The organism is Ancylobacter mangrovi (genome assembly GCF_024752335.1).
Taxonomy (GTDB): domain Bacteria; phylum Pseudomonadota; class Alphaproteobacteria; order Rhizobiales; family Xanthobacteraceae; genus Ancylobacter; species Ancylobacter mangrovi.
Genome location: NZ_JANTHY010000005.1, coordinates 39,050 through 63,704, shown reverse-complemented (window position 1 = coordinate 63,704; position 24,655 = coordinate 39,050). Strand labels below are relative to the sequence as shown.

The window sequence follows — 24,655 nt, the reverse complement described above, 5'->3', positions numbered from 1 at the left end:
TCAGCGATAGGGATCGGCCGCGTCGCGAAGCCCGTCGCCCAGGAAGTTGAAGGCGAGGATCACCGCGATGACGGGAACGACCGGCAGGATGAGCCAGGGATAGAGCACGACGATGTTGATGTTCTGCGCCTCGTTCAGCATCACGCCCCAGCTCGTGATGGGCGGGCGCAGGCCGAGGCCGAGAAAGGAGAGCGCCGTCTCGCCGAGGATCATGCTCGGAATGGCGATGGTCGCCATGGCGATGAGATGGCTCATGAAGCCCGGCACGAGGTGGCGGAACACGATGCGCGGCGTCTTCGCGCCCATGAGCTGGGCGGCGACCACATAGTCGTCCTCGCGCAGCGACAGCAGCTTGGAGCGCACCGCGCGTGCCAGCCCGGTCCAGTCCATCAGCCCGAGGATGATGGTGATGCCGAAATAGACCAGCAGCGGGCTCCAGGTCGGCGGCATCACCGACGAGAGCGCCAGCCAGAGCGGGATATGCGGCAGCGACTGGACTACCTCAATGGCGCGCTGGGTCAAGAGGTCGAACCAGCCGCCGTAATAGCCCGCCAGCCCGCCGATGATGATGCCGAGCCCGAAGCTGACCGAGATGCCGATCAGGCCGATGGTGAGCGAGATCCGCGCGCCGTAGATCAGCCGCGAGAGCATGTCGCGGCCGAGCCGGTCGGTTCCCAGCACGAACAGCGTGCCACCCTCCCCCGGGCATACGAGGTGCAGATTGCCCTCGATGAGGCCCCAGAACCGGTAGCTGTCGCCGCGGCAGAAGAACCGCACCGGATAGATGCGGCTGGTGTCCTCGGTGTAGTTGCGGCGCAGCTTCTCCATGTCGAGCGTGTAGGTCAGCCCATAGGTGAACGGACCGATGAAATTGCCGTCATGAAACAGGTGGACCGCCTGCGGCGGGCTGCGGATGAAGTCGGTGTGCCGCTCGGTATAATTATACGGCGCAAGGAACTCGCTGATGAGGATCGAGGCGTAGAGCACTGCGAGGAACAGCCCGGAGACGACGGCGAGGCGGTGGCGCTTGAACTTCCACCACATCAGGGTGAGCTGCGAAGCGAGATAGATCCGCTCCTGCGCCTTGGTCATCGGCTCGGTGGCGTAGGGATCGAACGGCGCGTCGTCGACGAAGTGATCCAGCGGCGCGCCTGGCGGCGGCAGCGAGTGGGTGGTCGCGCTCATTTCAGGCTGCCCCCCTGAAGCCGGATGCGCGGGTCGAGGAAGGCGAGCGCGATGTCCGAGATCAGCACGCCGATCACGGTCAGGCAGGACAGGAACAGCAGGAACGAACCGGCCAGATACATGTCCTGGCTCTGCAGCGCCCGCAGCAGCAGCGGGCCGGTGGTCTGCAGCGAGAGCACGACGGCGGTGAGCTCCGAGCCCGAGACCACCGTCGGCAGGATGTCGCCGATGTTCGAGACGAAGAAGTTGAGTGACATGCGCAGCGGGTATTTCACCAGCGCCTTGCCGGGCGGCAGGCCCTTGGCCTTGGCGGTCACATAGTACTGTTTCTGGAGTTCATCCAGGAGGTTGGCGCGGATTGCGCGCACCATGGTTCCGGTTCCGCCGGCACCGATGATGATCACCGGAATCCACAGATGGGCGAGGATCGACTGCACCTTGGCCCAGCTCATGGGCTCGTTGAAATAGATCGGGTCCATCAGCCCGCCGATCGACAGGCCGAACCACACATTGGCGAAGTACATGGTGATCAGCGCCAGCAGGAAGTGCGGCACGGCGATGCCGAGCAGGCCGACGAAGGTGAGACCGTAATCCCCCCAGCTATAGGGATGGGTGGCCGAATAGATGCCGATCGGGAAGGCAACCAGCCAGGTCAGCAAGATGGTGCTGAACGACACCAGTATCGTAAGGCCGAGCCGCTCGCCGACGAGGTCGCGCACCGGCATCTCATATTCGAAGGAATAGCCGAAATCCCCCCGCACGAAGCCGCCGATCCAGCGGAAATAGCGTTCGACCGGCGGGCGGTCGAAGCCGTATTCGCGCTTGAGGAACTCGATGCGGCTGGTGTCGGCGTGCTCCCCCTGCGCCGCCATCTCGGCCTGTAGGGTCTCGAAATAGTCACTCGGCGGCAGCTCCATCACGGTGAAGATCAGCGCGCTGGTGACGAGCAGCGTCGGGACCATGATGAGGATGCGGCGGAGGATGTAGCGCAGCAGCATCCCTCAGTCCCTTTTCACCTCGAGGGCGGCGTTGCCGTCCTCGAACCAGAAGGTGTCGATCAGGTAGATGCCGAAATAGGCGCCCGGCTCGAAGCTGTAGATCCCGACCTCCGGCACGTTGCGCAGCCGGTCATTGACCACGACGGGCTGCGAGGTGCGGTTGACGATGCCGATGGTGAACACCTGGTCGGCATTGATCTGGAGCATCTTCTCCCAGATCTGGCGGCGCTCCTCCGGCGTGACGGAGCGGCGCCACTGCTTGGCGAGGTCGACCAGTTCCTCGGCGGCCGGCAGGTCCGGCTTCTCGCCCTCGCGACCCATCGTGTCGACATACTGGCCCCAGAGCGGCCACTGGAACTGCATGGAGCTGGTGGGGGCGAGCGAATCCGGGGGCATGTTCGGCCCGGCGGTGGCGTTGTCGAGCCCCGGCCAGACCGCCATGGTGGCGTTGCCGGCGATGACGCTGCGCCGCAGCAGGTCGCGCTGCACGCCGCGCGCATAGAGCTTGATGCCGATCTTTTCCCAGTCGTAGCCGACCAGCTCGAGGATGTCGGTCTCCTCGGTGTTGTCGCCGGCGGTTTCGATCGTGATCTCGGCGCGGCGCCCGTTCGGCAGCAGGCGGATGCCGTCGTCGTCGCGCTTGTCGAGCCCGGCCTCGTCGAGAAGCTTGTTGGCGAGCGCGGGGTCGTACTGCGCCCAGGCATGGTCGTACCGAGACTCGTAGAGCGGACTGCCGGGCAGCACCGTATTGGCGCCCTCGTGGCCGAGCCCGAAGAAGATCACCTGGTTGATGTCGCGCCGGTTGATCGCCACCGACAGCGCCCGGCGCACCCTGACGTCGCGCAGCACTGCCCGCCAGCCCGGATCGGTGACGTTGAGGTTGGGCACCAGCGTGACATAGGCACCCTCCCCGCGCTCCCACAGGCGCACATGGTAGTGCCCGTTATGCTCGCCCTCCTTCAGGAAGGTGTAGTCGGCGAAGCTGATGTAGCGCGCCTGAAGGTCGGCCGCGCCGGCCGCCACCTTCGCCGGGATCAGCGACGAGGTGCCGATCGACATGGTGACCTCGTCGACATAGGGGAGCTGGCGTCCCTGCTCGTCGACCCGGTGGTAGTAGGGATTGCGCTTAAAGACGAAGAACTCCGCCGGCGGCTTGGTGGTGGGCATCCAGGCAGAAAGCGTCGGCAGGTCCGGGTTTTCCGGGCGGTAGGAACGCGCCATGCGGTCGTGCAGCGCGCCCCAGCCCTTCACCCGCTCGCCGCGGATCAGCGCCCCGAGCCGCACCGGGTCGGCGTAGCGCTGGTGGAACTGCTTCATGTAGTGGGCGGGCAGCATGATCAGCACCGGCTGCGCCCCCGCCAGCGCCGGCAGGAAGCCGGGATTGGGCGTCGACCAGATGAAGCGCACGGTGGTCTCGTCCACCACCTCGAAGACCGGGCGCTCGCCCTTCACCACGAGCTGCAGCGGCGGGCCGTCCGGGCTCAGATGCGCGTTGTTGGCAACGTCGTCCCACCAGTAGCGGAAGTCTTCCGAGGTGAAGGGATGGCCGTCCGACCAGCGATGCCCCTTGCGCAGGTGCAGCGTGAAGATGCGGCCCTGCTCGATGTCCACCTTGGCGAGGATGTCGGGGACGATGTCGCCCTTCAGGTCGAACACCACCAGCCGGGCGTAGCTGTAGACGGTCATCATGCGGATGTCGCGCTGGTCGCCCATCAGCATCCGCATCGTGCCGCCATAATGGCCCGGCGCGCGGCCCATCGCCGGCAGGTCGATGACCCGCGGGTCCTGCGGCAGCCGCTCCGCCAGCTCGGGAAGCCGCCCCTCCCAGATGTCGCGCACGAAGGAGGGCGGCTCGAGCGAGAGGTCGCGCGGCTCGGCGAGCGCGCGGCCCGGCCGCAGGAGCCCGCTCGCCGGGAGCAGGAGGCTGAGAATCCCGAATGCGCGTCGCGTCAGCATGGCCTGCCCCTATGCCGCCGTGACGTCGCGCGCGGTGCAGGCGCGGTCGGCGAGCACGAAATGTCCGCCGCCGAGATCAATCATCTCGAGCGAGCCGGGCGCGGTGGCGCGGAACTCCTCCGGCCAGCTCGCCGGATCGGAGGCGCCGCCGGTGAAGGCGACGTCGAAGTCGAGCTTGCGGTCGAGGTCCGGCAGCGGCACCGCCTTCAGCAGCGCGCACGTATAGGGATGCGCGGGCCGGCGGAACAGCGCCTCGCGCGGGCCGATCTCGACGATGCGCCCGCGTGCCATGACCGCGATCTGCTCGGCCATGTAGTGCACCACGGCGAGGTTGTGGGAGACGAACAGGTACGTCAGGCCGAGCGAGGCCTGGAGGTCCTTCAGGAGGTTCAGCACCTGCGCCTGCACGGAGACGTCGAGCGCGGAGACCGGCTCGTCGCAGATGATGAGGTCCGGGTTGAGCGCGAGCGCGCGGGCAATGCCGATGCGCTGGCGCTGGCCGCCGGAGAAGCTGTGCGGGTAGCGGCTGAGGAAGCGCGGGTCGAGCCCGACGCACTCCATCAGTTCCACGGCCCGCTTCTTCTGCTCGGCGTCGGTGCCGCGCCCCTGCACGATCATCGGCTCGCGGATGATGTCGAGCACCGTCATGCGCGGCGACAGCGAGGAGACGGGGTCCTGGAAGATCATCTGCATGCGCGGCCGGAAGGTGCGCAGCTCCTCTTCCTGCAGCGCCAGCACGTCGACCGGGCCGGTGCGGTCGTTGAAGATCACCGAGCCGGAATCGGCGCTGCGCGCGCGCATGATCATGTTGCCGACGGTGGTCTTGCCCGAGCCGCTCTCGCCGACCAGCCCGAAGCACTGGCCGCGCAGGATGTCGAAGCTCACATCCTCGACCGCGACGATGCTCGCCCCGTGCTTGCTGCCATAGGTCTTGCGCAGGTTGCGCACGTTCAGGAGCGGCGTCGGCGCGGCGCGGAGCACCGGCTCGTGGCGCAGATCCGCCGGCGGGGCGGTGGGCGGCACCTCGCGCAGCGCAACCAGGCGCTCGCCCTCGGCCATGTCGAAATCGGGCGAGGCCTTCAGCAGCGCCTTCAGATAGGGATGCCGGGGGTGGCGGAAGATGTCGTCGACCGTGCCCGCCTCCATCACCCGGCCGCGATAGACCACCACCACCTCGTCCGCCATGTTGGCGACCACGCCGAGATCGTGGGTGATGAGCAGGATCGCCATGCCCATCTCGCTCTGAAGCTCCTTCATCAGCTTCAGCACCTGGGCCTGGATGGTGACGTCGAGCGCGGTGGTCGGCTCGTCGGCGATCAGCAGCGCCGGGCGGCAGATCAGCGCCATGGCCAGCATGGCGCGCTGGCGAAGGCCGCCCGAAAGCTCGAACGGATACTGGTCGTAGCTGTGGTGCGGATTGCGGAAGCCCACGAGGCGCAGCATCTCCTCGGTGACGGCGCGCGCCTCCTTGCGCGGATGCGGGCGATGGAGCTGGAGCGCTTCCTGGATCTGGTTGCCGATCGTGTGCACCGGCGAAAGCGACGACATCGGCTCCTGGAAGATCATGCCGATGCGCCCGCCGCGCAGATGGCGGATCTTCTTGCCGTCGCGGTCGAGCGCGGCGATGTCGATCACCTTGCCCTCCTTGGCCGGGTCGGCGAACAGGATCCGCCCGCCATGGACCACGCCGTTGCGCGGCAGCAGGCCCATGACCGACTGCGAGATCACCGTCTTGCCCGAGCCGGATTCGCCCACCAGCGCCACGGTCCGCCCCGCCGGCACGCGCAGCGATATGCCCTTGACGACCTCGTTGAGCTGGCCATGGACGGCAAAGGAGACGTGCAGGTCCTCGATGCGCAGCAGATCCTTCGACGCCGTCTCCTTCACGCCCTAGGCCCCCGCCAGTTTCAGCGTGCCGAGCACAGGATTGGTGGACGTCACCTCTTCGAGCCGGCCCGCATCGGGAATGGCATAGGCCTGAACGCTGGCGTGGCCGCCGTCAAGCATCACTTCACGCAACATCATACCTGCGAAGTTGAAGCCGGAGGCGTCGGCGGTCTCCTTTGAGACCATGCAGTCGGCGATGAAGTCCTTCGACGCGGTCTCCAGCGCCGCGGCGACGGTAAGCGTGTCGCCGATCGCCCGGATCTCCTGCTGGTGGACGCCGTCGCCGATGCGGGCGAGCACGACGCGCCCGCTATGGATGCCGATGCCGGCGCGGATCGGGATCGGCAGCACGCCGCGCATCTCGCCGTTCAGCATCTCCAGCACCCGGCCCATGTCCTGCGCGGCGCGCAGCGCGGAGCGGGCGTTCGTGGCGCGATTCTCGGACTGGTCGAACACGGCGGTCAGCCCGTCGCCATACATCACGTCGATACGCCCGCTATGGCTGTCCACCGCCTGGCGCATCTCGTTGGAGAAGCGGTTGACCAGCACCGCGATCTCGTAGGGCAGCCGGTTCTGGGTCAGCGTCGCGAAGGCGCGCAGGTCCAGCACCAGCACGGTGGCCTCGCGCTCCATCGCCCATTCGAGCGCTTCCGCGTCCTGGTCCGAGGTGACGTGGCGGCCGAGCACCGGCATCAGCACCCGCACGCTGATGTCGCGGGCCGGGCGGATCTGGCAGCCGAGCCGGACGTTCTTCGGGGCGGAGATGCTGTTGAGGATCGCCCGCTCGGCACCGAACGGCTCGGCGATGTGCTCGCTGCCGGTGATGACCTGCACCCGGCACGTCGCGCAGCGCCCGCGCCCCCGGCAGGACGAGGGATGGGGAATGTGATGGGCGCGGCTCGCCTCCAGCACCGAGGTGCCGGCCGGCACGTCCACCGGGCCGTAGCCGCGGTAGGTGATGGTCACGGTCGAGCCGACCCGGCGGCGCAGGTAGAACAGGCCGATCAGGCCGACGAAGCCGAAGGCGAAGCCGGCGACGCCCGCATTCACCACCATGCCGACTTCCTGCAGGCCGAGCGTCTGCTCGTAGGTGCGCGTCAGCGCGGGCAGCCGGGAGGCCTCGCGGCCGGCGGCGACGAAACCGGCAAAGGCGAGGAAGGGGACCATGACGGCGAGGATGTAGGCCGGCAGGCGCCAGGCGCGGTACCAGGTCTGGTAGCGCAGGGCGTGGTGCAGGCCGATGACGCCATGGCTCCAGGCGACCACGATCAAGAGGCTCTGCGAGAAGATGACGGCGGGCCAGAGCTGCTGCAGCACCGCGCCATAGCTGATGTCGACGCCGAACATGGAGGCGGCGACGCGCGTCTGCAGCACGTGCCCGGCAGCCAGCAGCGGGATGGCGAGGCCGGAGATGATCTGCCACATCTCGTCCGGCGGCATGCGCCAGGTGCGCCGCAGCACGATGCGGTAGCCGGCGAGCGTCACATGCGTCAGCACGGCGCCGTAGAGCAGGAAGGTGCCGGGCCAGGAACGCCAGATCAGCCAGCGCCACTGCTGGGCGTACTGCATGGCGTCGACGCCGAAGATGCCCATCGCGTGGTTCAAGAGATGGGTCAGGACGAAGGCGAACAGCACGAAGCCCGACCACTGCCGGGCCAGGCAGCCCCATGGAAGATCGTTCAGGCCGCCGGATGGGCTCCTCAGATCCTCCTGCCTCGTCGACGTCATGGGCATGGGACCACGTCAGTGCGGCGCCGCGACGGAAACGCTCGCGTCAACGCCCGCCGCACCATGCGGCAGCCTTTGCACGAGCTGGGCGCAAATGTTGTTGAGATCCATGATCTGGCGGCCGAGCTCGCGCATGACCGCGTGATTGAACGGCTGGGATTCCTCCAGCAGCTGGAGGAAATCCTCCCGGTCGACCCTCAGCGCGACCACCGAGGTCTCCGCGGTGATGGTCACCATGCGCCTCTGGTCGCAGAGCACGCCGGCCTCGCCGAGAAGGGCGCCGCGCACGTGCTGGGCGAAGTCGATCGTTCCGGCCGCCGTGTGCAGCGAAACCTTGTACTGGCCTTCAAGCACGATGTAGACCGCGTCGGACGGCGCGTCCTGCTCGTAGATGACCTCGCCGGGCTGGAACACCACCCGGTCGCTGATCATCGCCAGAAGCTTCAGCTTTCCGCTTTCCACCTTGTGAAACATCCGGAATTTCTGAAGCGACCGGACTTCGTCCTCAATGGTCATTTCATCGCCTCCTGATGGGTTGGGTTCGCCCTCTCGGGCATCGGTTCCGCCGGACCGGCGGCTTCGTCGGCCGCTTCCACCGCCTCGTCGGCGGGTTCGGCGGCAGGTGCAGCACGCTCGGTCCCGACCAGCTTCGCTCCCTCGAATGTCAGCACCTGATCGAACGCCGATACATCGTCGTCATTCGATTGCGTGACGATGACAGTCTTCCCGGCCATGGCCTCCAAGATGTTGTTCATGATCATATGCGCCTCGGATGCGCCAAAGCTAGAGAGCGCGTCGTCGAGAATGAGAATATCGGGGTGCCGCAACGTGGCGCGCGCGAGCTGCACCGTGGCGCGCTGCGGCGCGGAGAGCAGCCGGCCGCCCGGCCCGGCCTCCTGATCGAGGCCCTTGGAGACCACGAAGGACTCGAGGCCGAGTTCGGTCAGCACCTCCGCCGCCCCCGCGACCAGCCGGTCGCGCGCATGCGCCTTGCCGTAGCGGATGCGGCCGAACAGCAGGTTGTCGCGGATGGTGGCGCCCGGCATCAGCTTCTTGGTGTCGTAGAACTCGATCTCGCCGGTGTCCTGCGCCGGCAGGAACTGGCGGAAGCTGCGCCGCGCGCGCAGCACGCGCTCAACCAGCCGGTCGTCGATCAGGTTGAGGCGGTGCTGCGGCTCCACATACATCAGCGCGTAGCCGATCAGCTTGTCGCGCACCTCGGCGGGAAACTGCCGGCGCTGGCCGCGCTGCCAGGAGGATTCCACCTTCGGCCAGAGCTCGTTCAGCTCGGCGTCGTCGACGAAGGAATAGCGCTCGCGCAGCGGGTTGTTGGCGGCGAGGCCCTGGAACGCCTCGGCGACCGTCTCGACCATCTTCAGGCCGATCGTGGTCAGCGGCCCGGACAGCGCCTCCGCCGAGATGATCGAGCGCACGAACGGATCGTAAGGCAGGTTCTCCGGCGTGAAGCGCTGGCCGATGGAAACGCCGAACAGCAGGTTTTCGCCGATCGTCGCGTTGGTGTTGAAGCGCTTGGGCTGGAACGACTCCACATAGTCGGCGATGCCGAGCTCGGCGTAATGGGCGAGGATCGCGCCGCGCGCGTTCAGCATCCGCTCGGCGACGTCGGGCGCAAGGTCGCTGCCGAGCCGGCTCGACAGGCCGACGCGGAAGATGTCGTCATAGCCGTCCACCACCCGCAGCGCCTGGATGATGGCGGCATCGAGCTCGTCCGGCCCGGACAGGCCGAGGCTGCCATAGTCGACCCAGTCGATGTCCGGCGAGACCACGGGGTTGTCGGTCTTCAGCGCCTCGTCGCGCCAGTAGCGATCGAAGGCGCTCTTCGGGTCCTCCGGCGTCGGCAGGGCGCGGCGCAGCGCGAGGACGAGGTTGTCGCGGATGGTGCCGGACATGATGTAGGGCTCGCCCGAGACGTAGAGCATGGTCGCACTCGCCATACGGTCGGACATGCTGGAGAGCTCGTGCCCGCCCAGCGTGATGCTGCCCTGATAGTCCGTGATCTGGCGCCCGATCACCTTCGGCAGGATGTCGCGCCCACTGCCCGCGGGGCCGACGATGGCGATCCGTCCCGGCCGGCTGATGGCGGCCGACATGCGGTCGATCTGCACCAGCCCGCGCCCGCTCACCACGCGCAACCCGACCGCCGTGATCGGCGCATCCGGCGCGACCGGCGTCGGGTCCTCCTCGGGCTCGTTGTCGAGCAGGAAGTCCTTGGCGAAGGCGCCGACCACCTGCTCGTACTTCACCGTCACGTCGTTGCGCTGCTGATCCCAGTCGATCAGCTCCTTGATCGGCGTCGGCAGGTCGCGATAGGCGGCGATCACGGCCACGAGCTGGCCGATGTCGAGCCGCCCCTGAAGCGCGAGATAGCCGCCCAGCGTGTAGAAGATGAAGGGCGTGAGCTGGGCCAGCAGGTTGTTGAGGTACTTCACCGCGAACTTGCGCCGGTAGAGCCGCAGCCGGATGTCGAACAGCGTGCCGAGCCGCTGGCCGATCTCGGCCCCGCTGTAGCGCGTGACGCCATAGGCGTGGAGCGCGGGCGCCGCCTCGATCATCTCGCCGATGCGCCCGGCCAGCACGCGCGATTCGAGCTGGCGCATCCGCCCGAGCCGGATCTGCTCGCGGCGCAGATGCGGAATGACGATGCCCTGCACCACGATCAGCGACAGCGCCAGCGTGCCCAGCCACATGTTCTGGACCAGGATGAACGCCATGGCGGTGATCGCCTGGGTGCCGAGGAAGGCCGGCGTGATGAACGCCTCGCCGAAGAAGCCGCCGATCGGCTCCACCTCGTCCTTGATCATCGAGGTGACTTCGGCGGACTTGGTGGTGCGCACGTCTTCCGGGCGGAAGCGCATCACCATCGAGAACAGCTCGAACCGCAGGCGGCGCAGCATGCGCTCGCCGAGAATGCCCTTGCGGATGTTGATGACGTACTTGAACCAGCCGTTGATGAGGGTCAGCACGAGGAACAGCAGGCTTAGCGCAAGCAGATAGGGAAGCTGCGACAGCATCCAGCCGTCGCTGAGGTCGAAACTGTAGCCGCCCAGAAAGTTCGGCAGAGAAACGGTGAATTTGAACAGCAGGGCCTTGTCCTGGCCATGCGAGAACACGCTGCCCTGGATCGCCTCATTGACGATGCGCTTGGGCACATCGAGCGACCACCAGTAGAAGGGCAGCGACGCCACGACGTAGAACAGCACGATGATCTGCTCGCGCCGGCTGTGCTGCCAGACGTAACGGAAGAAGTTGACGTACAAGCCTTTACGCCTTTCGGACGCGGAGATTAGGATCGACCGACCTACATAGGAACTGATCGGCTCGAACGCACGCCGGCTCACCACACGAAGACGATATTAACACGATCGCGGGACCTAGCGGCATGACGAGATTCCTCCCGCGGCGCGCCGCGACGACCATTGTCTGTTGCGCCGCCGCGCTCGCCGCCCTTGCCGCGCCGGCGGGCGCCCAGCAGGCCGGCGCCGAGCCGACCGACGGCCGCGACATGGTGCTGTTCGACGGATTCGAGGACACCACCTTCGCCCCCGGCGGCGGGCTTTTCTACAAGAAGAACCGCGAGCAGGGCGCGGGCTCCTACACCTTCGAGAGCGAGGTCGTGCGTTCCGGCAAGCAGGCGATCGACCTCTCCGTGCGCTCGCAGTGCAAGCAGGTCAACGGCCTGTGCAGCGAGCGCGCCGAGGTGTGGGAGAAGCCCGAGGTGCTGGTGCTCTATGGCGAGCCGGTCTGGTACGCCTTCTCCATGCAGATGGCGCAGCCCATCCCCACCGAGCGGCACCGCTATGTGATGGCGCAGTGGAAGCGGGAGATCGATCCCGGCGCCGATGGCGACTTCAGCCCGCTGCTGGCGCTGCGGATGATCGACGGGCGCATCGCCGTCACCGTCGACACCGACCAGGCGACGTTCAAGGCGACCGGCTGCCAGCCCGGCGACACGCCGGCCTCGACGCCGGACAGCTTTTCGCAGTTCCGCAGCCTCGTGGCGCTGGGCGCGGGCGGCACCAGCACCGAGACGGCGAAGGCCGCCGGCTTCACCGGCTGCACCCGGGACCAGCGGGTGACGGCCCGCGGCGGCGAGATCCCTGCCCTCACCTCCGGCTGGATCGACTTCGTGTTCCAGGTGAAGCCCGGCCCGAACGGCGACGGGCGGATCGACATCCTCGCCAACGGCGCCTGGGTCGCCACCGTCGAGGGCACGATCGGCCACAAGGGCGACGGGCTCGGCAGCCACATGTACTTCAAGTTCGGCCCCTACCGAGCCGGCCAGGACGGGGAGTGGCGCATCTACTACGACGATTTCCGCCGCGGCCCGAACTGCACCGACGTGGCGCCGGAGAAGGTCTGCGCGCAGGTGACCGCCAGCGCGGGCGGCGTCACCAGCGCTACGCCTTGACGAGCCCCGCCGGCGCGAGACCGAACCGGGCGAACACGTTGCGGGTATCCACCAGCACCCGCGCATGGGCGGCGACGAGCGCATAGTCCACCTCGTCATGGTCGGTCGCCACCAGCACCGCGTCGAAGCCGGCGATGCCCTCGGCGGTCAGATCGATCGAGCGCTTGCCCGAGAGGCGCTGGTGCCGCCGCGTCGGCGGCAGGGCGGCCACGAACGGGTCGTGGAACTCGCACAGCCCGCCGCGCTCGTCGATCAGTTCCATCAGCTTCAGCGCCGGGCTCTCGCGCACGTCGTCGACGTTCTTCTTGTAGGCGGCGCCCAGCACCAGGATGCGCGCGCCCGAGAGCCCTCGCCCGCCCTGCATGTCCAGCGCCTCGGCGAGGCGGTCGACGACGTGATAGGGCATGCGGGTGTTGATCTGGCCGGCGAGCTCGATGAACCGCGTCTCGATGTCGAACTCGCGCGCCTTCCAGGTGAGGTAGAACGGGTCGATCGGGATGCAGTGCCCGCCCAGCCCCGGGCCGGGATAGAAGGGCATGAAGCCGAACGGCTTGGTGCCCGCCGCCTCGATCACCTCCCAGATGTCGATGCCCATCGCGCCGTAGACGGTCTTCAGTTCGTTCACCAGCGCGATGTTGACCGAACGGAAGATGTTCTCCGTGAGCTTCACCGCCTCGGCGACCTGGGTGGAGGACACCGGCACCACGCGCGAGACCAGCGGGCGGTAGAGCGCCTGCGCGAGCGCACCGGCCACCTCGCCGTCGCCGCCGACGACCTTCGGGATGGTCGCGGTCGAGAAGCTGGCATTGCCCGGGTCCTCGCGCTCCGGCGAGAAGGCGAGGAACACGTCGCGCCCCGCCACGAGGCCGGCCTCCTCGAGGATCGGCTTCACCACCTCGACCGTGGTGCCCGGCCATGTGGTCGATTCCAGCACCACGAGCTGGCCGGGGCGCAGCGCGCGGGCGATGGCACGGGCGGTGTCCACCACGAAGGAGAGGTCCGGCTCGCGCTGGCGGGTCAGCGGCGTCGGCACGCAGACGATGATGGCGTCGCAGTCGCCGAGCCGGGCGAAATCCTCCGTCACCTCGAAGCGCCCGGTGGCGAGCGCCGCCTCCATGCGCGTCGCGGGGATGTACTTGATCACCTGCCGGCCAGCCGCGATCTCCGCCACGCGGCGCGGGTTGATGTCCAAGCCGACGACCGGGAAGCCGGCCTCCACCGCCACCAGCGCCAGCGGCAGGCCGACATAGCCGAGGCCGATGACGCCGATCCTCGCCTCCTTCGCCGCGATGCGCGCTTCGAGAATGGCGGCGGGGTCGGCTGCAGCGGTCATCGGGACACTCGGAAGGAGAAGGGCGCGGTGGGGCGCGGGAGCTCGACGGCTGGTCTAGCCTCGCCGTCGCCGCCGCACAACGCCCGCGGGCGGCGGATTTTTCGCGTTCACCCGATGCGCGGCGCCGGCGGATGGCCGGCGACCAGCAAGAGGTCGCTCTCGTCCTTGAGGCTCACGCCGGTGAGGCGGCGCGCCAGTGCCTCCTTCAGCAGCCAGGCGAGCTTGAAGGCGGCGTGCTCGTGCGAAAGCCCCGCCCCGCGCACGTTCGAGATGCAGTTGCGCTCGGCGTCGGTGCGCCCGACCTTCGGCGCGAAGGTGAGGTAGAGGCCGAGGCTGTCCGGCGAGGACAGGCCCGGCCGCTCGCCGATGAGCACCACCACCGCCCGGGCGCCGAGGATCTCGCCGACCTCGTCGCCGAGCGCGACCCGTGCCTCGGAAGCGATCACCGCCGGGCCGGTGCTCCAGCCCTCCTCGGCGATGCGCGCCTTGAAGGCGGCGAGGAAGGCCGGCGCCTGCGCGTGGGCCGCGGTCGAGGACAGGCCGTCGGCGATCACGATGGCGAGGTCCAGCGCCGTGCCGGCGAAGGGCGCGAGCGCGGCGCGCCCCTCCTCCGACAGCCGGCGCCCGAGATCGGGGCGGCGCAGATAGGCCTCGCGCGCCGGCGCGGCGGAGGTCACCGCCACCGTCTCGAAGCCGAGGCCGGTGACGTCGCGGGCCATCGCCTCCGGGTCGAACGGCGAATGCACCGCGTCGCGTGCCCGCGCATGGGCGAGCGCGAAGCGCAGCACCTCGCGCGTCGGCAGCCCTGCCCCGGCGCGCCCGAGCGCGATGCGGGCCGGCGTGGCGCGCCCGAGCTTCGCCCAGGCGTCCTCGATCACATAGGCGTCCTTCTTCATGTCGGCCCTCACGCGGCGAGGTTGGGCATGACGGACAGCAGCCGGTTCGCCGCCCCCTGCGGCTTCAGTCGGCCATCCGGCCCGGTGATGCCCATGGACTGCAGCCACGCCTCGAATTCCGGCGCGCGCTTCAGCCCCAGCACGTCGCGCAGGTAGAGCTGGTCGTGGAACGATGTGGACTGGTAGTTCAGCATCACGTCGTCGGAGCCGGGAATGCCCATTATGTAGGTCACACCGGCCGCGCCGAGCAGCGTCATCAGCGTGTCCATGTCGTTCTGGTCGGCCTCGGCGTGGTTGGTGTAGCAGACGTCGCAGCCCAGCGGCACGCCCATCAGTTTGCCGCAGAAATGGTCCTCGAGACCGGCGCGGATGATCTGCTTGCCGTCATAGAGATATTCCGGGCCGATGAAGCCGACCACGGTGTTGACCAGCAGCGGCTTGAACGGGCGCGCCACCGCATAGGCGCGCGCCTCCAGCGTCTGCTGGTCGACGCCGTGATGCGCGCCGGCCGAGAGCGCCGAGCCCTGCCCGGTCTCGAAATACATGACGTTCTCGCCCAGCGTGCCGCGCTTCAGCGACAGCGCCGCCTCGTAGCCCTCCTGCAAGGTCGCGAGCGAGATGCCGAAGGAACTGTTGGCACCCTGCGTGCCCGCGACCGACTGGAAGACGAGGTCCACCGGCACCCCGCGATTGATCACCTCGGTGGAGGTGGTGACGTGGGTGAGCACGCAGGACTGGGTCGGGATCTCGAAGCGCTGGATGATGTCGTCGACCAGCTTCAGCAGCTCCGCCAGCACCGGCACGCTGTCCGAGGCCGGGTTGATGCCGATCACCGCGTCGCCGCAGCCATACAGCAGCCCGTCGAGAATCGAGGCGGTGATGCCGGCGGCATCGTCGGTGGGGTGGTTCGGCTGCAGCCGCACTGCCATGGTGCCGGGCAGGCCGATGGTGTTGCGGAACTTCGTGACCACGCGGCACTTCTTCGCCACCGCGATCAGGTCCTGGTTGCGCATCAGCTTCGACACCGCCGCCGCCATCTCCGGCGTGATGCCGGGGGCGAGCGCGGCGAGCGTCGGCGCGTCGGCGGCGTCCGACAGCAGGAAGTCGCGGAAGTCGCCGACGGTCATGTGCGCGACGGCCATGAAGGCGGCGGCGTCATGGCTGTCGACGATCAGCCGCGTCACCTCGTCGATCTCGTAGGGCACCAGCGCCTCGGCGAGGAAGGCCTTGAGCGGCACGTCGGCGAGGCACATGCGCGCGGCGACGTTCTCCTCCGCCGAGGAGGCGGCGATGCCCGCCAGCATGTCGCCCGAGCGCACCGGCGTCGCCTTCGCCATCAGCTCCTTCAGGTCGCGGAACGCATAGGAGTTCGAGCCGGCAAGCTGACGGTAGACCATGAAGCGCCCTTCGCAATGAGCCTCGCGCCGCGCGGCGGTCGGCGCGGCCGTTGAAAATCTAACCCGCCCGCCCGGACCGTCAAACGCCGAGTTGCCGGCCCGGCCCACGCGCGCCCCTGCGCTGGCGCACAGCATGCCAAGGCTGGACGACCCGCGCGGGGGAAGCTAGGAGGCGGGGCAAATAACGCGAACCGCGCCGGGAGACTCGCACCATGGCCACCTTCATCCTCATCCACGGCTCCTGGCACTGGGGCGGCTGCTTCCAGAAGGTCGCCAACCTGCTCGGCGCGGCCGGCCATGCGGTGATCGCGCCCGACCTCGCCAGCCACGGCTTCGACCCCACGCCCACGGCGGCGGTGAGCGACATCGCGGTTTATGCCGCGCCGGCGCGCGAGGCGCTGGAGGCGATCGAGGGCAAGGCGATCCTGGTCGGCCATTCGGTCGGCGGGGCGACCTGCAGCTGGCTCGGCGAGGAGATGCCCGAGCGCATCGCCGCCCTCGTCTACCTGACCGGCTTCATGGCCCCGAACGGGCGGACCGCCCGCGACTTCGTGATGACGCCGACCTACCTCAAGGACCCGGCGATCGTGGAGACGCAGGGCATGCTGCGGCTCGGCAAGGAAGGGCTCGGCCTCGACCTGAGCAAACCCGACCTCATCGCCCGCTCGCTCTATTCGGACTGCACCCGGCACGACATCGAGCGCGCCATGGCGAACCTCGTGCGCGTCACCCCGCATGCGCCCTTCGCCGCGGTGTCGGCGATCACCCCGCACCGTTTCGGCAAGCTGCGGCGCCACTACATCGAATGCCTGCAGGACCACGGCCTGCCGCTGCCGGTGCAGCGCGAGATGCAGGCGGCGGTGCCGGGCGCGCATGTGCACCAGCTCGACACCGGCCATTCGCCGTTCCTGAGCGCGCCGGAAGCGCTGGCGGACGTCCTGCTCGACATCGCCGACTGAGCGGCGCCGACATCGCCTGCGGCCTCGAAAGAAAGCGGCATCCGACGAAGGGAGGGGACAGAATCCCCCTCCCCCATTGTGCGCCGCACAGCTAGTCTGGCGCCGGATTGCAGCAGACGAGGCGACGATGTCCGACCAGGAAAAGCTCGAACGGCTCCGGGCCAAATACGGCTCCATCCCCGGGAGCATGATCTTCGCCCCCACCTTCAAGCGGGTCGCCGAGCTTCAGTTCAAGGGCAGCGACCGGCGCGTCTGGCCCTGGGCCAACGCCGCGACGCTGCTCGACGCCCCCTACCGGCCCGACGCGCCGGACCTGCCGGATTTCGGCGGCCTCGACATCGCGCTCATCGGCGTGCCGATGGACCTCGGCGTCACCAACCGCGCCGGTGCCCGGCTCGGCCCGCGCGCGGTGCGCGCCGTCGAGCGCATCGGTCCCTATGAGCACGTGCTCGGCATGGTGCCCGCCGCCGACGCCAAGATGGCCGATATCGGCGACATGCCCTTCACCAGCCGCTTCAGCCTCGACCAGTGCCACGAGGACATCGAGACCTTCTATCGTAAGGTGGTGGCGGCCGGCGTCATTCCGCTCTCGGTGGGCGGCGACCATTCCATCACCGGCTCGATCCTGAAGGCGGTGGGCGAGAAGCGGCCCGTGGGCATGCTGCACATCGACGCCCATTGCGACACCAGCGGCACCTATGAGGGCGCGAAGTTCCACCATGGCGGCCCGTTCCGCAAAGCCGTGCTGGACGGCACGCTCGACCCCGAGCGCACGATCCAGATCGGCATTCGCGGCGGCGCGGAATTCCTGTGGGAGTTCTCTTACGAGAGCGGCATGAGCGTGATCCACGCCGAGGAGGTCACCGGCATGGGCGTGCCGGCGATCATCGAGAAGGCGAAGCAGGTGCTGGGCACCGGGCCGGTCTATGTCTCCTTCGACGTCGACAGCCTCGACCCGGCCTTCGCGCCCGGCACCGGCACGCCGGAGATCGGCGGGCTCACGACGCGCGAGGTACTGGAGATCTTCCGCGGCCTCAACGGGCTCGACGTCATCGGCGGCGACGTGGTCGAGGTGGCGCCGCAATACGACACGACCTCCAACACCGCCCATGCGGGCGCGCAGATGCTGTTCGAGATCCTCTGCATGGCGGTGACCGCGCTCAAGGCGCGACGCGGCGCCTGATGCGGATCGCGCTGCTGCAGACGGCGGGAGACCCGGACAACCGGCCCGCCGCCAATCTCGACCGGCTGGAGGCCGCCGCCGCCCGCGCTGCCGGCAATGGCGCGGAGCTGCTGCTGGCGCCGGAGATGTTCCTCTCCGGCTACAATATCGGGCGCGACATGGCCGCCCGCCTCGCCGAGCCGGCCGACGGGCCGAGCGCGCGCCGGGCGGGCGAGATCGCGCGCCGGCACGGAATCGCCCTGTGCTACGGCTATCCCGAGCGGGGCGAGGACGGTGCCGTCCACAACGCCGCGCTTCTGCTCGACCACACTGGCGCGCCGAGGCTGAACTACCGCAAGGCGCACCTGTTCGCGGCGCTTGACCGCGCGATGTTCGCGGCCGGCGACGAGCTGACGGCGGTGGCGGAAATCGGCGGGCTGAGGCTCGGCATCCTCATCTGCTACGACGTCGAGTTTCCCGAAGCGGTGCGGGCGCTGGCACTCGCCGGTGCCGACCTGGTGCTGGTGCCGACCGCCAACATGAAGCCCTATGACGCGGTTTCTCACCTCGTCGTCCCGGCCCGCGCCTTCGAGAACGGCCTGTTCGTCGCCTATGCCAACCGCTGCGGCAGCGAGGGCGATCTCGACTATCTCGGGCTGAGCTGCGTCGGCGATCCCAATGGCGGCAATCTCGTCCTGGCGGGCGACGGCGAGGAAATCCTCTACGCCGACATCCTGCCCGAGCGGCTCGCCGCCGCGCGCCGGTTCAACAGCCATCTGAAGGACCGGCGGCCCGACGCCTACGGTTCGCTCACCGCCCGTCCCTGATCCGCAGCGCATCCCCTGAAAAGGCGAAGGGCGCCCCGGTCCCAAGACCGGCGCGCCCTTCCTTGTCGATGGTGTCTTGGATCACTCGGCCGGCGTGGTCGCCGCCGAGAGGACCTGCGCCTCGTCCGCGCTGCGCGCGATGAAGGCGCGGCGGACCGGCTTCAGCACCAGCAGGGCGATCAGGGCCGCCGCGGCGTTGAGGCCGACCGCGATCGCGAACACCGCGTACCAGCCATAGGCCGCCGCGACGATGCTGGCGAAGGGCACCAGCAGCGCCGCCGTACCCTTGGCGGTGTAGAGCATGCCCGCATTGGTCGTGGCGAAGCGCGAACCGAACGTGTCGCCGCAGGTCGCCGGGAACAGCGAGTAGATCTCGCCGAACACGCCGAAGAAGCAGGCGGTCGCGATCACGAACACGTAGGGGTTCGCGCCATGGAACGCCAGGATCAGCAGCATGCAGGCCGCCGTGCCGAAGGCGATGAACATGGTGTTCTCACGGCCGATATGGTCCGACACGTAGCCGAAGATCGGGCGACCGAAGCCGTCGAAGATGCGGTCGAGCGAGATCGCCAGCGTCAGCGCAGCCGCCGAGATGCCGAGGATCGAGACCGGGGTCTTCGCGACGCCGAGGTCGTGGGCGATCGGGCCGATCTGCGCCGCCGCCATCAGGCCGCCCGAGGCGACCATGACGAACATGAGGTACAGCAGCCAGAAGACCGGCTTGGTGACGGTCTGCGAGGGCTGGTAGTCGACCTTGCTCTGCGGCAGGTCCAGCACCTTCTTGGGCGCGGCGATCTTGAACTTGGGCGGGTAGAGGAACTGCGCCGCGATCAGCACCACGATGCCCTGGCCGATGCCGAACCAGAAGAACGCGGTCTGGTAGCCCGAATTGGCGATCGTATGCGCGATCGGCACCACGGTGAGGGCCGCGCCCGCGCCGAAGCCGGCGGCGGTCGCACCGGCGGCGAGGCCGCGACGGTAGGGGAACCACTTCAGCGCGTTACCGACGCAGGTGCCGTACACCGAGCCGGCGCCGACGCCGCCGCACACCGCGCCGACATAGAGCATCGCCAGCGAGGTGGCATAGGAGTTGATGATCCACGCCAGCGCGATCATCACCGCGCCGAAGGTCAGCACGATGCGCGGGCCGTAGCGGTCCACGAACCACGCCTCGACCGGCACCAGCCAGGTCTCGGTCAGCACGAAGATGGTGAAGGCGGTCTGGATCGCCGCACGGCCCCAGCCGTGGGCCTGGTCGATCGGGTCGACGAAGAGGGTCCAGCCATACTGCAGGTTGGCGATCATCGCCATGCAGATGACGCCGCAGGCGAGCTGGAACCAGGGCTCCCAGCTGCGCGTGGTCGTTGAGTTATCTTGCATTTGATTTCCTCGGCCTGTGGGGTGCCGTACGGCTCTTGGTTAGGCCGCTTGGGCGTGAACGCTGGGGCGCGAACGCCTGCGCGTCCTGGTTTCACTTCAAACGCCGCATGGCAGGACGTGACCCGGAGGCTTGATCGGGCGGATCCCCTCCGATCCACCCGATGACCGAACGTCATATATTGACGTTTGGTCATGTATCCGGACACGCATGTCATGCGTATTCAGTCATTATATAGCCATATCACGTTCTATTTCGTGCGCAATATCCATAATACCAAGAGATACTTACGTATGGACACCTTGAACGTTTCAAGAGCTACTTGGTGATTTACCAAACGTAAGAGCGACATATTTCACGATACTTTGAAATATGACCCTGGAACGATCGATGTCTTGACCCGACTTGACGCAGGGGCGCCTTCGACCCGACCTTGACGGACGGGGCGCCTATCTCAACGTCATCGCGCAGGATGACCCGGACGATCGCTCCGGTCTTTCCATCCGGCACGCCGTGCGAATGCGAAACTGTCTGCATTTCCATTTGCGGAGGCGGCGCTTTTTCACGCCCGCAACACGCGCATAGGCGGGACATCGGGTCGCAGCGGCGGGCTGAAAAACGGAACCCGGCGCCTGTTTCGGCGTTCGAGTACCGCTGGGGCTAGTCGTGCGCTCTCCGCGCCACCCCGCGAGGAGAACAGAATGAGTCGAACAATGCTCGTCGCCCTCGTCGTCATCCTGGCTGCGATAGCCGGCGTCCTGGCCTATCAGGCCTACGAGCGCGACCAGAACAGCCTGCAGATCGAGGTCGGTCCGAAGGGGGTGAAGGTCGATCCGCCGGGCTGATCAGCGCCCCCGGATGCAATCGCAGGCCGGTGGCGCGCGCGGCGCCGCTGGACCTAAAGTATGAGAAGGCCCGGCTGCAACGGCGGAATTGATGCTCTAAAAGGGCGACCTGAGAAATAATCGGTCGCCCACGCCCCTGTCGCGCGAGGCGACCATCGGAGCATCCGTCCCATGTCGTCCACTCTTGCCGCCGGGCCTGCCGGCGCCGCCGTCGCCAATCCGCGCTCGCGCGTCATCCTTGCCAGCCTGATCGGCACCACGATCGAATTCTATGACTTCTACGTCTACGCGACCGCGGCCGTGCTGGTGTTCCCACATCTGTTCTTTCCGGCCGGCAACGAGACCACGGCGCTGCTCGCCTCCTTCGCCGTGTTCGGCGCCGCCATGGTGGCGCGCCCGCTCGGGGCGGTGTTCTTCGGCCATCTCGGCGACAGGCGCGGGCGCAAGGTGACGCTGGTCGGCGCACTGCTCACCATGGGCCTCGCCACCTTCCTCATCGGCGCGCTGCCGACCTATCCCAGCGTCGGGTGGCTGGCGCCGGCGCTGCTGGTGCTGATGCGCCTCGCGCAGGGCTTCGCGCTCGGCGGCGAGTGGAGCGGCGCGGCGCTGGTCGCGACCGAGAACGCCCCGCCCGGCAAGCGCGCCGTCTACGGCACCTTCCCCCAGCTCGGCGCGCCGATCGGCTTCATCCTCGCCAACGGCCTGTTCCTGACCATCGCCGCGATCATGCCTTCCGAGGATCCCTCGCGCCCGTCCGACGCCTTCCTGAGCTGGGGCTGGCGCATCCCCTTCCTGTTCTCGATCGTGATGGTGGTGGTCGGCCTGTGGGTGCGGCTGAACCTGGTCGAGAGCTCGGCCTTCGAGAAGACCGTGAAGGCGGGCAAGGTGCACGCGGTGCCGCTGTCCGCCGTGTTCCGCGAGCACTTCCGCGCCGTGGTGCTCGGCACCTTCTACATGCTCGCGACCTATGTGCTGTTCTACCTGATGACCACCTTCTCGCTCAGCTACGGGCGCGCGGCGGTCGACGCGAAGCTGCCCGGTCTCGGCTACGACTACACCACCTTCGTGATGATGATGATCATCGGCGTCGTCTTCTTCGGCATCTTCACCATGGTGTCGGGCCCCTGGGCCGACCGCTGGGGCCGCCGGGGCACGCTGATCGTGGTGACGCTCGCCATCCTCGCCTTCGGCCTGCTCTGGGTGCCGATGCTGGCGATGGGCCCGTTCGGCGTGATGGTCTGGCTGGTGCTGGGCTTCAGCCTGATGGGCATGACCTTCGGCCCGATGGGCGCACTGCTGCCGGAGCTGTTCCCGGCCAATGTGCGCTACACCGGCTCGGGCATCGCCTACAACGTCTCCTCGATCCTCGGCGCGGCGGTCGCGCCCTTCATCGCGGTGGCGCTGTGGAGCTGGGGCGGCGGCAGCCCGTTCTGGGTCGGCGTCTATCTCTCCTCCATGGCGCTGCTGACGCTGATCGCGCTGCTCCTCGGCAGCGAGACCCGCGACATCGACATCGAGGCCTAGGCTACGCTCATCGGAAATGGCCGGGGTGAACCAATCTCCCCCGGCCGCGTTCTTCCCTACCGGGGAGGGCGTCACGATGCGGCCGAAGCTTGCTGCCGGCGTCGGGCTCGCCATGTGCGTGGGCCTGCCCACCCTGCCCGCGCGCGGGCACGACGCTCCGTCCGGCTGGCCCTACCCGCCGGTGTGCTGCTCGGGAATCGACTGCTACCCGATCGACAGCCGCGACTTCGAGGCGCGCCGGAACGGCTATTTCATCCGCGCCACCCGCGAGACCATCCCCTACAGCTCCAGCAAGGTCCACCCGTCCGGCGACGGGCACTATCACCGCTGCTCGTTCGGCGGCGAGCCGAACGCCTCGACCATCTGCCTGTTCATCCCCACAGGCTCCTGAACCGCCTCCCCTGAGCCTCGATTTCCCGACGGAAGCCGGCTCGATCCCATGCGGACGGTCGGAACTGGCACAACGGTTGCTTACAACACTTGTATACAAGTTTGTGAGCAAGCGTGATGAACCCGTCCACCGCCAATATCGAAGAGGCCATCCTCTCGGCGATCCTCGCCGGCCGCATCAATCCCGGCACGCGGCTCGGCGAGCAGAAGCTCGCCGACCTGTTCGGCGTGTCGCGCACCCGCGTGCGCGAGGCGATGATGCGGCTGGAAACCCGCGGAATCGTTCAGGTTAGCGCCCGGCGGGGCTGGTTCGTGATCGAGCCCTCCGCCGAGGAGGCGCGCGAGGCGTTCCAGACCCGGCGGGTGATCGAGACCGGCCTGCTGCAGACGCTACGGCGCGTGCCGCCGGAGGTGGTGCGCAGCCTCAAGGAGCACGTCGCCTTCGAGCGCGAGGCGATCGATGCCGGTGACGTCCAGTCGCGTGCCTGTCTTCTGGGCGATTTCCACATTCATCTCGCCGACGCATTGGGCAATCGCCTGCTCACCGAGATCATCCGCGACCTCACGGCCCGCACCACGCTGATCTCGATGCTCTACCAGCCGACCGAGAAGGCGGAGGAATCGAGCCACGACCATGGCGACATCGTCGCCGCGCTCGAGACCGGCGACATCGAGACCGCCGCCCGACTGATGGACGAGCACATCGCCAAGGTCGAGGCGGGGCTGGACCTCACCGCCAAGCCGGACCCGCTGGCGGGCCTGCGCGAGCTTCTCACCCCGAGCACCTTCGCGGGCGCCCCGCCCTCGATCCCCTCACCCAATCCGCCGTTGGCCCGGGCCCCTTCCGGGCGCCGGCCGGCGGCACCGCGTGCCCATCGCCATTCGTCACGAAAAGAGGACTGAGACATGAAGCTGAGCACTGTGTTCAACCGCCGGGGGCTGCTCGCCCTCCTCGCCGGAACCGTGGTCGCCACTCAGGCGCCGCTGCCCGCGAGCGCCGACGCCCTCGCCACCATCGAGAAGGACAAGGTGGTCCGCATCGCCGTGCCGCAGGACTTTCCGCCCTTCGGCACCGTCGGCTCCGACATGCAGCCGCAGGGTTACGATGTCGACATGGCCAAGCTCATCGCCGAGAAGCTCGGCGTGAAGCTGGAGCTGGTGCCGGTGACCAGCGCCAACCGCATTCCCTACCTGCAGACCAACAAGGTCGACCTCGTCATCTCCTCGCTCGGCAAGAACGCCGAGCGCGCCAAGGTGATCGACTTCTCCGAGGCTTACGCCCCGTTCTTCAACGGCGTATTCGGCCCCGCCGACGTCGCGGTGAAGGACGCCAAGGACCTTTCGGGCAAGACCGTCGGCGTCACGCGCGGCGCGATCGAGGACCTGGAGCTGACCAAGATCGCCCCCTCGGACGTGACCATCAAGCGCTACGAGGACAATAACGGCACCATCTCCGCCTTCCTCTCCGGCCAGGTCGACCTCGTCGCCACCGGCAACGTGGTGGCGGCGGCGATCATCGCCAAGAACCCGCCGAAGAAGCCGGAGATCAAGTTCCTGATCAAGAACTCGCCCTGCTACATCGGCCTCAACAAGGACGAGCCGGCCCTGCTGGCCAAGGTCAACGAGATCATCGCCGCCGCCAAGAAGGACGGCTCGCTCGACGCCATCTCCGAGAAGTGGCTCGGCGCCAAGCTTCCCGCCGACCTCTGATCCCTCCTGCCCCGGCGGCCCGCGCGGCCGCCGGCGGCCCGGCCCCTCACG

General features: G+C 68.1%; 20 protein-coding genes. 9 read left to right on the top strand and 11 right to left on the bottom strand.

Going from position 1 to position 24,655, the window contains the following annotated elements; all coding sequences use genetic code 11:
• The 7 genes from NVS83_RS13630 to NVS83_RS13600 are packed head-to-tail and all read right to left on the bottom strand — an operon-like array spanning nucleotide 1 to nucleotide 11,032.
• Nucleotides 1–1,185 carry an ABC transporter permease gene (locus tag NVS83_RS13630; protein ID WP_258739821.1) on the bottom strand — a complete coding sequence of 395 codons (1,185 nt, stop codon included), beginning with the start codon at nucleotides 1,183–1,185 and terminating at the stop codon, nucleotides 1–3.
• Complete coding sequence (locus NVS83_RS13625; RefSeq protein ID WP_258734277.1) at nucleotides 1,182–2,180, bottom strand: ABC transporter permease; 999 nt, start codon at nucleotides 2,178–2,180, stop codon at nucleotides 1,182–1,184. Before NVS83_RS13625 ends, NVS83_RS13630 begins: the two co-directional genes overlap by 4 nt.
• A gap of 6 nt (nucleotides 2,181–2,186) precedes the next feature.
• Nucleotides 2,187–4,139: an ABC transporter substrate-binding protein gene (locus NVS83_RS13620; protein ID WP_258739820.1), complete on the bottom strand. Its 1,953-nt coding sequence runs from the start codon at nucleotides 4,137–4,139 to the stop codon at nucleotides 2,187–2,189.
• A 9-nt stretch (nucleotides 4,140–4,148) separates the two neighbouring features.
• Nucleotides 4,149–6,026 (bottom strand): ABC transporter ATP-binding protein, encoded by a 1,878-nt coding sequence (locus tag NVS83_RS13615; RefSeq protein WP_258739819.1) that lies wholly within the window; start codon nucleotides 6,024–6,026, stop codon nucleotides 4,149–4,151.
• A gap of 3 nt (nucleotides 6,027–6,029) precedes the next feature.
• Nucleotides 6,030–7,754, bottom strand: a complete 1,725-nt coding sequence (locus NVS83_RS13610) for an adenylate/guanylate cyclase domain-containing protein (protein ID WP_258739818.1) — start codon at nucleotides 7,752–7,754, stop codon at nucleotides 6,030–6,032.
• A gap of 15 nt (nucleotides 7,755–7,769) precedes the next feature.
• Nucleotides 7,770–8,228: a Crp/Fnr family transcriptional regulator gene (locus tag NVS83_RS13605; RefSeq protein WP_258734223.1), complete on the bottom strand. Its 459-nt coding sequence runs from the start codon at nucleotides 8,226–8,228 to the stop codon at nucleotides 7,770–7,772.
• Nucleotides 8,229–8,266: 38 nt separating this feature from the next.
• Nucleotides 8,267–11,032 carry an ABC transporter transmembrane domain-containing protein gene (locus NVS83_RS13600; protein WP_258739817.1) on the bottom strand — a complete coding sequence of 922 codons (2,766 nt, stop codon included), beginning with the start codon at nucleotides 11,030–11,032 and terminating at the stop codon, nucleotides 8,267–8,269.
• Between the two features lie 122 nt (nucleotides 11,033–11,154).
• Between NVS83_RS13600 and NVS83_RS13595 the strand changes: the two genes are divergently transcribed.
• A complete protein-coding gene (locus NVS83_RS13595; protein WP_258739816.1) occupies nucleotides 11,155–12,183 on the top strand; it encodes a polysaccharide lyase family 20 protein in 1,029 nt (342 codons plus the stop codon).
• Here the strand turns inward: NVS83_RS13595 and NVS83_RS13590 are convergent.
• The 3 genes from NVS83_RS13590 to NVS83_RS13580 all read right to left on the bottom strand — a co-directional run bounded on the left by NVS83_RS13590 (nucleotide 12,173) and on the right by NVS83_RS13580 (nucleotide 15,809).
• Entirely contained in the window at nucleotides 12,173–13,516 is a 1,344-nt protein-coding gene (locus NVS83_RS13590; RefSeq protein WP_258739815.1) for a nucleotide sugar dehydrogenase, read from the bottom strand. The two genes, NVS83_RS13595 and NVS83_RS13590, sit on opposite strands and share 11 nt — an antisense overlap.
• Before the next feature lie 107 nt (nucleotides 13,517–13,623).
• On the bottom strand, nucleotides 13,624–14,412 hold the full coding sequence (gene eutC / locus NVS83_RS13585; protein ID WP_258739814.1) for an ethanolamine ammonia-lyase subunit EutC: 789 nt from the start codon (nucleotides 14,410–14,412) through the stop codon (nucleotides 13,624–13,626).
• Between the two features lie 8 nt (nucleotides 14,413–14,420).
• A complete protein-coding gene (locus NVS83_RS13580) occupies nucleotides 14,421–15,809 on the bottom strand; it encodes an ethanolamine ammonia-lyase subunit EutB (RefSeq protein WP_258739813.1) in 1,389 nt (462 codons plus the stop codon).
• 212 nt (nucleotides 15,810–16,021) lie between these two features.
• Here NVS83_RS13580 and NVS83_RS13575 point away from each other — a divergent pair, with 212 nt between their 5' ends.
• The 3 genes from NVS83_RS13575 to NVS83_RS13565 all read left to right on the top strand — a co-directional run bounded on the left by NVS83_RS13575 (nucleotide 16,022) and on the right by NVS83_RS13565 (nucleotide 18,757).
• Complete coding sequence (locus NVS83_RS13575; RefSeq protein WP_258734229.1) at nucleotides 16,022–16,768, top strand: alpha/beta fold hydrolase; 747 nt, start codon at nucleotides 16,022–16,024, stop codon at nucleotides 16,766–16,768.
• 127 nt (nucleotides 16,769–16,895) lie between these two features.
• A complete protein-coding gene (gene speB / locus NVS83_RS13570; RefSeq protein ID WP_258739812.1) occupies nucleotides 16,896–17,951 on the top strand; it encodes an agmatinase in 1,056 nt (351 codons plus the stop codon).
• Entirely contained in the window at nucleotides 17,951–18,757 is an 807-nt protein-coding gene (locus NVS83_RS13565) for a carbon-nitrogen hydrolase family protein (RefSeq protein ID WP_258739811.1), read from the top strand. Before speB ends, NVS83_RS13565 begins: the two co-directional genes overlap by 1 nt.
• 81 nt (nucleotides 18,758–18,838) lie before the next feature.
• Here NVS83_RS13565 and oxlT read toward each other — a convergent pair whose 3' ends face one another.
• Complete coding sequence (oxlT, locus tag NVS83_RS13560) at nucleotides 18,839–20,137, bottom strand: oxalate/formate MFS antiporter (protein WP_258739810.1); 1,299 nt, start codon at nucleotides 20,135–20,137, stop codon at nucleotides 18,839–18,841.
• 699 nt (nucleotides 20,138–20,836) lie between these two features.
• Here oxlT and NVS83_RS13555 point away from each other — a divergent pair.
• From NVS83_RS13555 to NVS83_RS13535, 5 genes are all read left to right on the top strand, one after another.
• The gene (locus tag NVS83_RS13555; protein ID WP_258734233.1) at nucleotides 20,837–20,980 is read left to right on the top strand and encodes a hypothetical protein; all 144 of its coding nucleotides are present in this window, start codon (nucleotides 20,837–20,839) and stop codon (nucleotides 20,978–20,980) included.
• A gap of 171 nt (nucleotides 20,981–21,151) precedes the next feature.
• Nucleotides 21,152–22,504: an MFS transporter gene (locus NVS83_RS13550; protein WP_258734234.1), complete on the top strand. Its 1,353-nt coding sequence runs from the start codon at nucleotides 21,152–21,154 to the stop codon at nucleotides 22,502–22,504.
• 76 nt (nucleotides 22,505–22,580) lie between these two features.
• Nucleotides 22,581–22,895 carry a hypothetical protein gene (locus NVS83_RS13545; RefSeq protein ID WP_258739809.1) on the top strand — a complete coding sequence of 105 codons (315 nt, stop codon included), beginning with the start codon at nucleotides 22,581–22,583 and terminating at the stop codon, nucleotides 22,893–22,895.
• 116 nt (nucleotides 22,896–23,011) lie between these two features.
• Entirely contained in the window at nucleotides 23,012–23,797 is a 786-nt protein-coding gene (locus NVS83_RS13540) for a GntR family transcriptional regulator (protein ID WP_258739808.1), read from the top strand.
• An 18-nt stretch (nucleotides 23,798–23,815) separates the two neighbouring features.
• Entirely contained in the window at nucleotides 23,816–24,604 is a 789-nt protein-coding gene (locus NVS83_RS13535) for a transporter substrate-binding domain-containing protein (protein WP_374115071.1), read from the top strand.
• Nucleotides 24,605–24,655: the final 51 nt, after the last annotated feature.

Bases quoted from the DNA above. Each gene is read 5' to 3' on its own strand.
- NVS83_RS13630 (WP_258739821.1), bottom strand. From the start codon at position 1,185: ATGAGCGCGACCACCCACTCGCTGCCGCCGCCAGGCGCGCCGCTGGAT.
- NVS83_RS13620 (WP_258739820.1), bottom strand. From the start codon at position 4,139: ATGCTGACGCGACGCGCATTCGGGATTCTCAGCCTCCTGCTCCCGGCG.
- NVS83_RS13610 (WP_258739818.1), bottom strand. From the start codon at position 7,754: ATGACGTCGACGAGGCAGGAGGATCTGAGGAGCCCATCCGGCGGCCTG.
- NVS83_RS13605 (WP_258734223.1), bottom strand. From the start codon at position 8,228: ATGTTTCACAAGGTGGAAAGCGGAAAGCTGAAGCTTCTGGCGATGATC.
- NVS83_RS13595 (WP_258739816.1), top strand. From the start codon at position 11,155: ATGACGAGATTCCTCCCGCGGCGCGCCGCGACGACCATTGTCTGTTGC.
- NVS83_RS13590 (WP_258739815.1), bottom strand. From the start codon at position 13,516: ATGACCGCTGCAGCCGACCCCGCCGCCATTCTCGAAGCGCGCATCGCG.
- eutC (WP_258739814.1), bottom strand. From the start codon at position 14,412: ATGAAGAAGGACGCCTATGTGATCGAGGACGCCTGGGCGAAGCTCGGG.
- NVS83_RS13580 (WP_258739813.1), bottom strand. From the start codon at position 15,809: ATGGTCTACCGTCAGCTTGCCGGCTCGAACTCCTATGCGTTCCGCGAC.
- NVS83_RS13575 (WP_258734229.1), top strand. From the start codon at position 16,022: ATGGCCACCTTCATCCTCATCCACGGCTCCTGGCACTGGGGCGGCTGC.
- speB (WP_258739812.1), top strand. From the start codon at position 16,896: ATGTCCGACCAGGAAAAGCTCGAACGGCTCCGGGCCAAATACGGCTCC.
- NVS83_RS13565 (WP_258739811.1), top strand. From the start codon at position 17,951: ATGCGGATCGCGCTGCTGCAGACGGCGGGAGACCCGGACAACCGGCCC.
- oxlT (WP_258739810.1), bottom strand. From the start codon at position 20,137: ATGCAAGATAACTCAACGACCACGCGCAGCTGGGAGCCCTGGTTCCAG.
- NVS83_RS13555 (WP_258734233.1), top strand. From the start codon at position 20,837: ATGAGTCGAACAATGCTCGTCGCCCTCGTCGTCATCCTGGCTGCGATA.
- NVS83_RS13550 (WP_258734234.1), top strand. From the start codon at position 21,152: ATGTCGTCCACTCTTGCCGCCGGGCCTGCCGGCGCCGCCGTCGCCAAT.
- NVS83_RS13545 (WP_258739809.1), top strand. From the start codon at position 22,581: ATGCGGCCGAAGCTTGCTGCCGGCGTCGGGCTCGCCATGTGCGTGGGC.
- NVS83_RS13540 (WP_258739808.1), top strand. From the start codon at position 23,012: ATGAACCCGTCCACCGCCAATATCGAAGAGGCCATCCTCTCGGCGATC.